11 protein-coding genes are annotated in these 13354 nt (G+C 30.7%); 5 read left to right on the top strand and 6 right to left on the bottom strand.

What is annotated here, in order from left to right; translation table 11 throughout:
* Positions 1 to 79 precede the first annotated feature (79 nt).
* The 5 genes from bshA to ACVBED_RS12250 all read left to right on the top strand — a co-directional run bounded on the left by bshA (position 80) and on the right by ACVBED_RS12250 (position 6741).
* The gene (gene bshA / locus ACVBED_RS12270; protein ID WP_447120557.1) at positions 80 to 1222 is read left to right on the top strand and encodes an N-acetyl-alpha-D-glucosaminyl L-malate synthase BshA; all 1143 of its coding nucleotides are present in this window, start codon (positions 80 to 82) and stop codon (positions 1220 to 1222) included.
* A 24-nt stretch (positions 1223 to 1246) separates the two neighbouring features.
* The gene (locus ACVBED_RS12265; RefSeq protein ID WP_447120556.1) at positions 1247 to 2509 is read left to right on the top strand and encodes a DUF2851 family protein; all 1263 of its coding nucleotides are present in this window, start codon (positions 1247 to 1249) and stop codon (positions 2507 to 2509) included.
* Between the two features lies 1 nt (position 2510).
* Entirely contained in the window at positions 2511 to 2747 is a 237-nt protein-coding gene (locus tag ACVBED_RS12260; protein ID WP_447120555.1) for a PspC family transcriptional regulator, read from the top strand.
* A gap of 1 nt (position 2748) precedes the next feature.
* Positions 2749 to 3273, top strand: coding sequence for a GNAT family N-acetyltransferase (locus tag ACVBED_RS12255; RefSeq protein ID WP_447120554.1), 525 nt, complete (start codon positions 2749 to 2751; stop codon positions 3271 to 3273).
* A gap of 306 nt (positions 3274 to 3579) precedes the next feature.
* Positions 3580 to 6741, top strand: coding sequence for a UvrD-helicase domain-containing protein (locus ACVBED_RS12250; protein WP_473095060.1), 3162 nt, complete (start codon positions 3580 to 3582; stop codon positions 6739 to 6741).
* A 78-nt stretch (positions 6742 to 6819) separates the two neighbouring features.
* On the opposite strand, the gene ACVBED_RS12245 is transcribed toward ACVBED_RS12250, so the two are convergent.
* The 6 genes from ACVBED_RS12245 to ACVBED_RS12220 form a co-directional block, all read right to left on the bottom strand.
* Positions 6820 to 8754: a DUF3857 domain-containing protein gene (locus ACVBED_RS12245; protein ID WP_447120552.1), complete on the bottom strand. Its 1935-nt coding sequence runs from the start codon at positions 8752 to 8754 to the stop codon at positions 6820 to 6822.
* A gap of 23 nt (positions 8755 to 8777) precedes the next feature.
* The gene (locus ACVBED_RS12240; RefSeq protein WP_473095059.1) at positions 8778 to 10664 is read right to left on the bottom strand and encodes a DUF3857 domain-containing protein; all 1887 of its coding nucleotides are present in this window, start codon (positions 10662 to 10664) and stop codon (positions 8778 to 8780) included.
* Between the two features lie 119 nt (positions 10665 to 10783).
* A complete protein-coding gene (locus ACVBED_RS12235; RefSeq protein ID WP_447120549.1) occupies positions 10784 to 11197 on the bottom strand; it encodes a hypothetical protein in 414 nt (137 codons plus the stop codon).
* A 166-nt stretch (positions 11198 to 11363) separates the two neighbouring features.
* Positions 11364 to 11861, bottom strand: coding sequence for a hypothetical protein (locus tag ACVBED_RS12230; RefSeq protein ID WP_473095058.1), 498 nt, complete (start codon positions 11859 to 11861; stop codon positions 11364 to 11366).
* A 374-nt stretch (positions 11862 to 12235) separates the two neighbouring features.
* Complete coding sequence (locus ACVBED_RS12225) at positions 12236 to 12517, bottom strand: hypothetical protein (RefSeq protein WP_473095057.1); 282 nt, start codon at positions 12515 to 12517, stop codon at positions 12236 to 12238.
* Between the two features lie 242 nt (positions 12518 to 12759).
* On the bottom strand, positions 12760 to 12966 hold the full coding sequence (locus ACVBED_RS12220; RefSeq protein WP_473095056.1) for a hypothetical protein: 207 nt from the start codon (positions 12964 to 12966) through the stop codon (positions 12760 to 12762).
* Positions 12967 to 13354: the final 388 nt, after the last annotated feature.

Here is a 13354-nt window from a genome sequence, read left to right as displayed (position 1 = left end):
GAAAAGATTGTAACGGAAAGCAGGACTGATAGTGAAAAATAGCAGTAACTTTCTGCTTGAAAAAATTTAAAAAAAAGAAATGAAAATAGGTATTCTCTGCTATCCAACTTACGGCGGAAGCGGCATTGTAGCGACAGAATTAGGAATGTCTTTGGCAAATAAAGGCTATGAAGTGCATTTTATTTCGAGCGCAATGCCAGCAAGATTAGACATCGCCAATCCGAATATTTTTTTCCATAAAGTGAATGTGCAGACTTATCCACTTTTTCAATATCAACCTTATGATATTGCTCTGTCTTCAATGATATATAGAGTTGTGAATCTTTACAAATTAGATATTTTGCACGCTCACTATGCCATTCCTTATGCTTACGCAGCCTTTACCGCAAAACAAATGCTGAAAGAAATTGATAAAGATATTCCTTTGGTAACCACACTTCACGGAACGGATATTACTTTGGTTGGTCAACACCCGAGTTACAAACATGCCGTAGAATTCTCAATAAATCAATCAGATACAATTACTTCTGTCTCTGAGAGTTTGAAAAACGATACGCTTCAAAAGTTTAATATTAAAAAAGAAATTGAGGTAATTACGAATTTTATAGATAATTCTGAATTTACAAATTACGAAGAATGTGCGCGAAAACAATTGGCAAATGATGATGAAAAAATACTTATTCATGTTTCAAATTTACGTCCAGTAAAAAGGGTATCAGAAGTTTTAGAGATTTTTAAAAATGTTCACAAAAAAATAAAATCTAAATTAATAATTATCGGGGAAGGTCCGGATATGGAAGTTATTACTGAATTTTTGGAAGAAAATCCAGAATTAATTGACAAAATTCGATTGATGGGAAAAGTGAATGATCTGTATAAAATCTTAGAACTTTCCGATGTCTTTCTTTTGCCTTCCGAACAAGAAAGTTTCGGACTTGCTGCTCTCGAAGCTATGGCCGCATCAACGCCGGTAATTAGTTCTAACGCAGGTGGAATTCCAGAAGTAAATATCCAAGGTGTGACCGGATTTCTAGCGGAAATCGGTAATGTAGAAGCCATGACAAATTATACCATAAAACTTTTAAGCAATGAAAAACTTCTCGCAGAGATGAAATTAAATGCTAAAGCACAAGCCATAAAATTTGATCTAAAAAACATTTTGCCGATCTACGAGAAAATGTACGAGGAAACTTTAAGCCGTTTTCATTCAATAGCTGAATAAAACGACATCATTTAATTTATTATAATGAATGAAAAACTTCTTCAATACCTCTGGAATTTCAAAATTTTTATCAGTTTTGATTTTAAAGATATTGAAGGAAAATCAATAGAAATTATTAATTTCGGGCAATGGAATTTTAATTCCGGGGCTGATTTTCTGGAGGGAAAAATAAAAATTAATGACTTAGTTTTAGCCGGAAATATCGAATTACACGTCAAATCTTCAGACTGGATTTTCCACCAACATTCCGGCAATCAGGATTTTGATAATCTAATTTTACATGTTGTTTATGAGCATGATCTAGAAATTGGAGAATTTACTGAGAAAAATATTCCAACGCTTGAACTTAAAAATTATATTGACCAGAATACAATTCAAAAATATAAAAATTTATTAGAGGGAAATCAATTTATTCCATGTGAACAAATTTTTAATCCGGAAAAAATTCCTTTCAATTTCGCGGATGAAACTTTAATAAAAAAATTAGATCAAAAATCTGAAAAAATTAGCCTGCAATTAAAAGTGTCTAAAAATAATTATGAAGCTGTTCTTTTTCAAAATTTAGCTTATGCTTTTGGCTTGAAAGTAAATGCCGAAATTTTTCAGCAGTTTGCTACACAGATAGATTTTAATTTAATTAGTAAAATTAAGCAAAATGAGGAGCAGTTAGAAGCCTTGTTTTTTGGTATTTTTGGTTGGCTCAAAAATGCTGAAGATGAAAAAATGGTAATTTGGAAAAGAGAATTTGAGTTTTTAAAAGCAAAATATAATTTAACAGAACTCACTTTTAAACCAAAATTTCTGCGATTACGTCCGCCAAATTTTCCGACACTTCGCTTATCCCAATTGGCAAATCTTTACAATTCGAAACCAAATCTTTTTTCAAAAATAATAAATGCAAAATCCAAAGCAGATCTCTATTTGATATTTAAAAATATAAAGGCCTCTGCTTATTGGGATGATCACTTTAACTTTGATAAAATTTCGACAACTAACCACGCAAAAATTGTCAGCGAAGAATTTATCAATTTAATTATTATAAACGCAGTTTTACCCTTAAAATACCACTATCATAAAAATTCAAACGAAGAAATTATGGAAGATATTTTAAAATTTTATGGTGATTTGCCAACTGAAAAAAACGCAATAATTACAAATTGGAAGAATTTAAAAATCCCTCTAGAAAATGCAGCTGACAGTCAAGCTTATATCTATCATTACAACCATTTTTGCGTAAAGAAAAATTGCTTAAATTGCAGTATTGGTTTACAGTTACTGAAAAATTAAAATGATAGAACCTAAAATAATCACCGCTTTTCGCCATCGTGTTGAAACAGAATGGTTTGGTGTACTTACCAGAATGGGTGCAACACTAGGAATCCCCGTGTCAAAACTGCGCGTATTTTTTATTTATTCTACTTTTGCGACCGTTGGTATTTTCTTTATCATATACTTATTTCTGGCATTTACACTTTGGATAAAAGATATGTTCATCCTGCGTCGACCAAATGTTTTTGATCTCTAAAATGGAATTTGAACCAGTTGTAAATTTTTCAGACTCGCGTGTTAAAATAATATTTAAATCCTATTGCAATACTTTTCCTGAAAATGAAAGACGAAGTGAAGCACAATTTGAACATCTTTTTCAACAAAAAAAAGTAAAATTATTTTCTATTTTAAATGTTTCAGATTTCATAGGATATTTAATTATCTGGCAATTAGACGATTTTATATTTTTGGAACATTTTGAAATATTTAAAGAATTTAGAAATCAACAATTCGGCGCTAAAGTTTTAAAAAGAGTAACAGAAGTCAACCCGCATGTTATTTTAGAAACCGAACCAGAATTATTGAATGATGATTCAAAAAGACGCATTAAATTCTATGACCAAAATGGTTTCCATCAAATCTCAGATTCCTATATTCAACCAAGCTATGGCGAGGGAAAAGAAAGTTTAAAATTGCTTTTATTTGCTAATTTTCAGCCTCAGAATTTGGAAAGAATTATTAAAAATATTTACGATGTAGCTTATGCAGATAAAGAGTTGTAGTGAAATATTTACTACTAAAACGCCGGAAAGCGCAGATTCATTTTCATTATAAACATTTTCAGAAACTAAAGTTTGGGAAAGAAAAAATGTCATAGGGAAAATAAGTAAAAAAAATAAATATAATTTCAAAGGCAATTAATTGTTGTAAAAGTAAATTTAAAAATGATTGCTTTTTAAACTTTAACCAGCATTAATCTCATTTAAGATTTTTTGGAAATTATTTAATTCAAATTGTCTTAAAATCTATCAAAATTTATTTTAAAGCTTTTAATTTTCGTTAAATTGCAGTGATTCAAAATTAAAAAAATGCAAACTTATTTCGCTATAAATGCTTCTGCCGGTTCCGGAAAAACCTATTCTTTAGTGCAAAAACTTCTCATGATCTGCCTGCAATCGCCGGATAAATCCGACGGAATCAGTCATATTTTGGCATTGACTTTTACGAACAAAGCGGCGAATGAAATGAAAGCCAGAATTCTTGGTTGGCTGGAAGATTTCACCAAAGAGAATTTTAAAGAAAATCAGGAATTACTTGGGATCCAGAAAAAATTTAAAGAAAAAAATATTGAGATTTCCCTTGAAGAACTGCACAGACGGTCTAAGAAAGTTTTAGATTATATTTTGCACCATTATTCTACTTTAAATATTGGCACAATTGATAAGTTTAATGCGCGACTGGTCCGAAGTTTTTCTAATGAATTGGGTTTGGCGCAGAACTTTAATCTGGAAATTCAAAGTGAACCGTTTTTAATAGAAGCCGTTGATAAAATGCTCGATAAAATCGGTGCAGATGAAACTATTTCAGAAGCGTTTATAGATTTTATCAATTATAAATTGGATAACGAAGAGCGCGTTTATATTAACCAAAGTTTGTATAAAAAAGCGAAACAATTTGTAAGCGACGTTCATTACGAAGAACTGAAAAGCAACAAAGATTTCAATTGGGAAATTTACGATAAAGTAAAAATAAAACTGCGCGGTGAGATTGAAAAGCACAAAACGCAAGTTAAGGAAATTGCAAAAGACGTTTTAGATTTGTTTCAGGAAAAAAATCTAACGGCTGATGATTTTGCAGCAGCAAGCGGTGGAAGTTTGCCAAAATTTTTTAAATCTGTTCTTGATTTTACAAATAATAAAATCGATAAATTCCCTTTTCCACTTGACGAGAATGTTGCTATAGATAAAATATCAAAAGGTTCTTCTTCAAAATCTAAAAATAGACAGGGTGAAATTTTAGAAATTCTTCCTTTTTTAATTGATAAAAGAATGGAAATTTTTAAGCAATATATTTCTTCCATTAAGAAAGAAAAAATTCTTCAGGAATTGTTGCCTTTAAAAATTAATAAAGAAATTCAGGATCAATTGGCTTTAATTGAAGAGGAAAATGATCTGGTTTTGCTTTCAAAATTTAATGTTTTAATTAATGAAAATCTGAAAAACGAACCGTCTTCATTTATTTACGAGAAAGTGGGGACAAAATACAGCCATTATTTTTTGGACGAGTTTCAGGATACCTCTAAAATGCAGTGGGACAATATTTTACCGCTTCGTGATCACACCATAAATTCTGAAGACAACACTTTTACTTTGGTTGGCGATCCGAAACAAAGCATTTATAGATTTCGTGGCGGCGAAAGTGAAATAATGCTTAAGATTTTAAATAAAAGTGAAGAAACCAATGTTGAAGTTAGTTTAGAAAATCTGGAACACAACTGGCGAAGTGCGAAAAATATTGTGGATTTTAATAATGAACTTTATGAATTTTTGTCCAAAGGTCTAGCAAAGGAACACGCTGAATTATTTAATGAAAACGCACACCAAAATGCACAGAAAAAATTTACTGGACGCGTTAAGGTGAATTTACAAGAATACAGTGGAAAAAATGCTGATTTTTTTGAAAATGCTGTTGTACAGATGCAGAAAGATATTCAGGAATGTTTGGATAATGGTTTCGGACTTTCAGATATTACAATTCTTTGTCGTGGTGGAAATGAAATAAAAGCATTTTCTCAACTTTTAGGAAAAGAAAAAATAGTTTATAATGAAAAAGAGCAATACATTAAAAGCATTTCTGAAAAAGGTTTAACGCTGGATCTGTCCTTAACAATTAAAGCTTTGATTGAGTTTTTACAATGGAAAGTACAGCCAAAAAACAGGCAACATTTAGTAAAATTATTTTACTATTTAAAGGAATCCAGCCGGATTTATATTAAAGATTTTACAGCTGTGATGTTGAAAATTTTAGATATAAAAGAGCAGGGAGACTTAGAACAATATATTTTAAACAATTTTCAACTTAATTTAAATCCGAAAGACCTGCCAAAATTAAATTTGTACAATGAAATAGAATTTTTCGTGCATGAATTTTCCGTGAAAAAATTTGAAACAGATTTTCTGCTAAATTTTTTAGAAATGCTTTATAATTACAGTCAAAATAGCGGAAAAACTTTGAAAGATTTCCTTCAATATTGGGATGAAGAAGCGCATAAAATTTCTATACAAGCGAGTGAAAATGTTGATGCAATAAGGTTAATGACAATTCATGCGGCGAAAGGTTTAGAATTTCCGGTCGTTTTTTTACCGATGAAAAATAGCAATAAAGACAAGAAAATAAATAACTGGCTAAAACTGGAAGGTTATGAAGAATTGAAATCAATTAACATTGATGGCTTTTCAGATAAACTGGAAAATTATGATAAAGAAATCGCCGGTTTTAATTCTGAAAATACATACAAAAATAAAATCGACCGTTTTTGTTTGCAATACGTAGCCACAACGCGTCCCGTAGAACAGCTATTTTTATACTTACAATCCAAAAGTAAAAGTGGGGAAAATTCGATAGAATTATTAGATTTTATTGAAACAAAAAACCCAGAGAATTTAATGGAACTGGAACTTTATCCCGAAGAAAAAAATTCCTTTAAAAAACAAAACACACAGAAAGAGCGAAAATTTAATACCAAAAACATTAGTTCATTAACGGAAAAAACTCAGGCAAAAAATAATTTAAAAATCGCAACGCCTTCTAAAAATTATCAGGTTCGAAATGAGAAAGTGCGTTTAGGAATTTTTACACACGAAATTTTATCAAAAATAAATCAGGAAAAAGATGTTGATTTTGTTTTGGAACAATATGTTTTAGATGGAAATATTACGCGAAACGAAAAGGAAATTATATCAAAACGCTTGTTAGAGATTATTAAAAATCCAAATAATGCAGATTATTTTAATTCTGATTTTAACATCATTAATGAGAAAGACATCTTACTTTCGGAAAATGGTATTTCTGAAATTTACCGTCCTGACAGGTTGATAGAAAAACCAGATGGTTGGCTAATCGTAGATTTTAAGACCGGTGAAGAAACCAATGAAAAGAAGAAAAAATATGAAAGACAAGTTCAGACGTATAAATCAGTATTAGAAAAATTGGGTAAAAAAGTTTTGAGGACTGAGATTGTTTACGTTTAAATAGAGAATTGAAATAAGATAAAAAAAGGACTTTGCTAATATTTAGCAAAGTCCTTTTTAAATAATTTTAGTAAAAATTTATCTTTTCACCGCTGTTACAACCTGACCTTCTAACTTTGTAATACTATCAAAAATTTGCTTAAAGGCCACATAATATTCTTTTGGATATGTAGAATCATCGACAGAAGTTGTCGTTTTAACTGTCAGCTTGTTACCTTCTTGAGTTACATTATAATCATAAACAATTTCATTATCTTCCGTTCTAATTTTCTTAGATTTTGGAACATTTTCAAATATATAGCCTTCTGGCAATGTAATAGTTACTTTTTTTGTTCTGTTGTACGCAGATAAAAATTCTAAAGGTGCTTTTCTTGGTTCTACTTGGTTAAAATCATGATTTTTAGAATAAAGAAAAAGTAAAGGATTAAAAACTAATTTACTGCCAATTGCATCTACAAATGTGTCTGCATCAAAATCAAATGACGTGGAAAAATCAGCATTTTCATTAGTACCTGATTTAATATTTTTGAAGGAAAATTTATACTCGTCCTTATATTCTTTTTGGTATTTTTCTTTGTTTTCAGTGTACGATTCATTTGCCATCATCGCAAAAATATTGGTATCTGTATCAGAAAAATGACCGCTGAAAGTGCTATTGTCATTAAGCTTTGCATCAACAGCTAAAACAGTTTCACTTACATATGGATAGACAATATTTAGCTGCTTTGCTTCACTATCTGTCATTAAAAATCCATAATAATTTAGGGCGCGCGGTGGAATTGTGTTTTGGCTGGAAAACTTACTTGTACCATCGTATAAATAGAGTTTACCACCACTTTCTACGCCTGCAATTACATAATTTAAAAGTGATAATGAAGGTGCATAAGAAGTCAACAGACCTCGATTAACTGTAGATAAAACGATAGGATTGACTTTTATTCCTGTCTCTTTCATCAGCATAATTAGTAGTAAATTGATTTCAGCGCTATTTCCGATTTTTGTAGAAATAAGATTTTTAACACCTTTATCTGTCGTATCATCTAGTTCATTATTCCATTTGTAAGTCGTTTGCACGAATTTTAAAATTGCATTAGCTCGATCTAATTCATTTGGAATAGATTTGACATTTGCAGGTAAAATATCTTTTACTGCATTCGTTTTTTTCAACTGCAGCCCAAAGTCTTCATTATCGTACAATCTTTTTCTTACATCCGACCAAGAAACTGTAAAGTTCGTCGTAATGTTATTAATATTACTGGAGTTTACCTCGGCTTTTATAGAAGTTTTATAATTGTTATTATTTTTTACAAAACTTTCTTCTTTATAAGCTGGAACATTTTCATAGGCAAAACGATAGCTAAAATAATCTCCACCGTAAATATTTTTCTCTTCTACTTCTCTGTAATTTGGGGATAAAGACCCTTTATAATTGATAGTATAACCCAATTGCTTAGGCGTTTCAAAAATATATTCAATATATTTTGACGGAATGTCACGCTCAATCATCACTTTTGGGATCGACCAATAAAAAGGGGTTTCAACTGTGTATTGATATTCGATTACTGAGCCATTTTTTACGTCGGGAAATGCAAATTTTGTAATTTGATAATTCTTGTCTTCCACCGATTTAAATTTCGAGTCTTTTTCAACCTTTGTCGCTTTTATTTTTCCATTTTCATAATTATAGGTAAAAGCTTTTAGGTTACTTAATTTTTCTCGTTGGCCTGAAGAAGATTCATAAAGTGGAATTTCTACATCTAGGTAATCATTTGCCTTTTCTTTATCATAGATTTTTACGCGGCTCACTATTTCATTATACATATTACCATTAAAGTCAATTCTGTAATGATATGATTGATATAAAATTTCTGCGGGTGCGTCTGCTTTAACTAGTGGAATCATGTTTTGAACATCTGCATCCGTTAATTTTGGTTCTTCTAAATAAGTGTGCTTTTGTGCCAGAAAACTCAAACTACAAAGTAAAGTTGATAAAAACAGTAATTTTGTTTTCATTATTTAATAATTTTTATTTGATGTTATGATTTTGTAATTAATACTTTGGTACTATCAAAACTCGCGGTTTTTTTACGAAAATCGACATAACCTTGATATTTTTCTTTTGGATAATTGCCTCGATTGATGGTTAAGATTCTACGAACCTTTAGTTTTCCATCTTCATTTTTAAATGAAATAGAATAAGCACCAAACTCGGATTGTATTTCCTGACTTTTAGGTATCTCTGAAAATTTATAACCTGCGGGAATTTCAAATTCTACATTATAATCATCTTGAAAAGGAAATGAGTTTTCGAAAGGTAATTTCCTGTTAGAATCCGCAGAAAGTGCAGAACTGCTGTAAAAAGGCATCACGCGGAAGAATATATCATTACCTAATTTTTTAGAAAAATTAATTGCTTTAAATTTTAGATTATAATTTATTTCTCCATTATCTTTATTATTAGTAAGATTGGCAATGTCTAAATTTTGAATAGTAAGATTCCCATGCGTGTTTCTTATGGCATCTTTTAACTCAGAATTATCATAATAGAAAAGACGCATATTATCATCATATTGTCCGCCTGTAAAAGAAAATTTAGTGTCTGTAGAAATGCTATTATCTACATTAATCTTAACTGTAGATTGCAATATTTCTTTGCTATCTTCTGGTTTGTAGATTGGTGTATCTATGAGTTCTATTCCATTTTCCATTACTGCCAAAACATTTCTGAACCTAGATTTATAGCTTAAGTGATTGAATGCAATGCTTTGCGAAGTATTTTCTAACCATATATTACCTTTTTCTGTTGGAATCATTAATATAGCATGATTACCCAAAAGTGAAACAAAATTTGGATCAAAAGATGTTGCAGTTTCATTTAAATAAACAAAACAGAAGTAAGACTTTATTCCCGCAGCTTGTAACAAAATTCTCATATAATTTGTCAGCGCTTTACAATCCCCATATCCTTTTTTTCTAACATCTTCTGCGACCATCGGTTGCCATCCGCCAATTCCCATCAAGACAAGAATATAATGGGTTTTATTTTGCATATACTGGTAAATTTTTTCTGCTTTTTCTGAGGCAGTTCCCGTTAGATGTAAATCATCTACTTCTTTTTGAATTTCGGGAGTAACTGTAGAAACGGGTAATAATAAATTGTTGTAATACCACTTACCCAAGCTTGCCCAATTGCTGTTATCACCTTCTCTGTTTGAAATTGAAAACTTTTGTAAAGCAAAATCAACATGTGGCGACAGCACATCTAAACTTGGCGCTAAAGTTTCAGACCCTAAAGCAGGAATGTTTTCATAAGTATATCTCGAGATTCCAGCATCTTCCGATTTTGACACTTTTCCTAAAAATGTATCATAAACTCTAGAGTTTAAATTAATTCCAGATTTATTATTGATTGTGATTTGAGATTTTTCTAATGCAAGATTATATCCATTTATTGCTCTAAATAAGCTTAAATAAACTGTATTTGAAGTTGTGGTGGAGTAAGAATATTTTATTGTGTATGGATATTCCATTGCAACGGGTTTATAAAACAAAATCCTATCATCCACATATAAAGCGTTAGATGAATTATTAGAAGTATCAGAAAAATCTTTTTTGTAAAATTTACTTATTTCTTTACCATCTTTGTTGTAAATAAATCCCTTTATATCGCTTACTCTAGTAGTTGGATTGTATGGAATTCCGATTACTGAAAATCCTTCACCACTTGAGCTCAAAATACTAATAGTCATTTCTTCTTTGATCTCCATGTCTTTCACAGAATTAATAGTATAATTTTCTGTGTGATTTCTTATAACCGCATATGCATGGGAAAGCAAACTATCAGATATTGAACTGATGGGTTTTTCCTGCGAAAATATTAAGGAAGAAATTAAAGAGAAAAAGAAAATAAAATTACGCGTCATTAATTGTTAATTATATGTTAAAACAAATGTAAATAAAAATATTGATAATTTACAAATTGACATAAAAAAAAGCAGAGTTATAAAAAACTCTGCTGAAATAATAATTAATTGCTATTGATTTACTTAGATTCCATCCGCATTGATGATTTATCATTCTTCATCATTCTATTGTCCTTGCCTTTCTCCATTTTTTCCTTCATGTGGCTTTCCCATTTAGTGTACTGCTCTGGAGTAAGAATTTTTTTCATTTCTTCTCTAGCGTCCTTCCGTTTTTCCATTTTTTCAGTTTTATCTCCTGCCATCTTGTTTTTTCTGGCTTCCATCCTTTCGTCCTGCAAGGCTTTTATTTTCATAATCTGATCGTCATTTAAATTAAGATCAGATTTCATTTTATCCATTTGTTTTTGCTGATGCATTGCCATATTTTGCTTCATATCTCCACGTTTCATATTATTTGTAGTTGATTGAGATTGTTGCGCAAATGCAAATGTACTAAAGCCAACTAAAGCCATACTTAAAAATAATTTTTTCATTTTAATTTATTTTATATTAATAATTAATTCCTGTTCTTCTTTTTGATATCTCAATAGATATAAAGTTAAGCGGTAATAATCACAAAACATGTTAAAATTACATAGAAAATGGGCAAAATTTACTTTTGCCCATTATTACCATTAAAAATAACTATTATAAACTTAACTATCTAAATCCACCCCCGCGAGAATCGGAAGATTCGTGGGATGTCTCTACTTTTCTATTTGCACTCGCTTCTCTTTTTGCAGATCTTGCATTTTGTATTGCACCATCATTTCTTCGTGGGCCGGCATTTTCTACTTTTTGATTAGAACTACCAGTTTTAAAACTATTAGTTCGTGCATTATCTGAACTTCTTATGTTTCGAACAGATTGCATATTTCCATTTTGTTCAACATTTCGGAAACCATTTCCCTTTATATCTTCTGAAGGCTTGCCTGTCTTTAAAGGTTGTAAAGTTTCACTTTTAACCTCTGTGCGAAATCCACTATCTTTTGCATTTCCTGAGGTTATAGAATTTCTATTTGGTTGAGTGCTTTCACTTTTTGTACCGTTGCGAAAACCACTATTTTCACTGCTGTCTGTGTGATCGACATTATGCAATTTGCTTGCGCGAGGATTTACATAAGTATTTTCTATTTCTCTATAATTAATTATGTTCACAGTTCTATATTCATTTCTTCGTTTCACATGAAAACGGGGTACATAATAATCTCTTATAATTTCGGAAATACCTACCGGACTGTAGCATGGTAATAATTATTTCTCAATGAAATAAAGAATTTGCGGCCCTAAAAATATTGTAGCGCATTAGATCTTTCTTCATAATTACCATCTATAGGGACTTCCGTAATAAATAATTCCAATTATCGAAGAATTTTGATTGTCTATTCATTTAATAAATAATTTGATTCACCTGATATGTTTCAATTATATCTTCTATAAATTTGCTGCCAATTGATAGAAACGATGCTATTCCTGTAATCATTATAGTAACTTCATAATTAGGTATGCGGATAGTGATCTGTAGGATAGATCTATGATAGTCTCATCCATCCAAATATAATCATTTTATCGTTATTATAGTCAGAGTTATTATTAGAAGTAGAATTGCTGTAATTATTATTAGAATTGTAAGAATTATCAGAATTTCCCCAACCATTGTTTGTTTGATTTTTCTGCGCAAAAGCAAAAGCAGCAGTCATCATCAGAAAAAAAATAAGCATCTTTTTATACATGATCTTTTTATTTAATAGTTGAAAATACGAAGATTCTTTTCGATTTATTTTGCTTAATTTGATGGATGAGAATTGTTTCATTTATTAAGATGTAAAAAGGAGGAGAAAATTGAAATACGTTGGTTTGACTTCTTTGAGAATGATATTTACTTGATTATTTAATTTATTTTAGAATCTTCAATCCAAACTTCCAATTTCTTTGCGAAAAATATTTTCTTTTTTTCTAGATTTTCTAAATCAGAGATGCATTCTATACCGCCAATAATGCGGGAGAACATCGGATTGATTTATCCTCTGCATTATCCATATTTGTGTCTTGTAAGTTACTTTCTAAAGCGAAGTATTTCTGTATCGGGAAAAATACAACATAGATCATTGTATGAATGTTGCTTAATAATGATTCTGCTAGAGGCTGGAGAATCTTCAGATTTCCCACGGCGCAGTTCCATATTGATTGAGTTGATACTATAAAGTACTTTGAGTTGATTCCCTGTCTTCATGCCCACCACTGGCGAAGCGTGAACTATCATGCGATGAAGCAGTTACTAGATTAAGATATTCAGCATATTTCATTGCTAAAAGGAACTATTATCAGAAGGCATTCTTTGTCTCTTTCGCGCCACTGATCCCAATACTATCCATTACTTGCGGCACACAATGAGGAACTAATCCTACATCTTCAGCGCAGATGAGCATATTTTTGAATTAAGAGATCGGATCGTAATTTTTCCATTCCGCTAGCATACCAAAGTCCATCTTGTCTTTTAAAAAAATAATCGACGTAGAGATCATAAACTTGTTTCTTTTGCCAATCATTTAAAAAACGGTACGAGTCCGTTTTGTTAATATTAAATCTTGGGTGATAAACATAATCGCCATCCTGTTCTTCTACAAAAATAAAATTATTAGCACAAAGAC

The sequence above is a fragment of the Halpernia sp. GG3 genome (assembly GCF_052976925.2).
Note: the sequence above shows the minus strand (reverse complement) of the source record. Positions and strands in the feature narration are given on the sequence as shown.

Coding starts and splice junctions, on each gene's coding strand:
- ACVBED_RS12255 (WP_447120554.1), top strand. CDS start 2,749: ATGGAATTTGAACCAGTTGTAAATTTTTCAGACTCGCGTGTTAAAATA.
- ACVBED_RS12260 (WP_447120555.1), top strand. CDS start 2,511: ATGATAGAACCTAAAATAATCACCGCTTTTCGCCATCGTGTTGAAACA.
- ACVBED_RS12240 (WP_473095059.1), bottom strand. CDS start 10,664: ATGACGCGTAATTTTATTTTCTTTTTCTCTTTAATTTCTTCCTTAATA.
- bshA (WP_447120557.1), top strand. CDS start 80: ATGAAAATAGGTATTCTCTGCTATCCAACTTACGGCGGAAGCGGCATT.
- ACVBED_RS12225 (WP_473095057.1), bottom strand. CDS start 12,517: ATGAAACAATTCTCATCCATCAAATTAAGCAAAATAAATCGAAAAGAA.
- ACVBED_RS12220 (WP_473095056.1), bottom strand. CDS start 12,966: ATGATAGTTCACGCTTCGCCAGTGGTGGGCATGAAGACAGGGAATCAA.
- ACVBED_RS12235 (WP_447120549.1), bottom strand. CDS start 11,197: ATGAAAAAATTATTTTTAAGTATGGCTTTAGTTGGCTTTAGTACATTT.
- ACVBED_RS12250 (WP_473095060.1), top strand. CDS start 3,580: ATGCAAACTTATTTCGCTATAAATGCTTCTGCCGGTTCCGGAAAAACC.
- ACVBED_RS12245 (WP_447120552.1), bottom strand. CDS start 8,754: ATGAAAACAAAATTACTGTTTTTATCAACTTTACTTTGTAGTTTGAGT.
- ACVBED_RS12265 (WP_447120556.1), top strand. CDS start 1,247: ATGAATGAAAAACTTCTTCAATACCTCTGGAATTTCAAAATTTTTATC.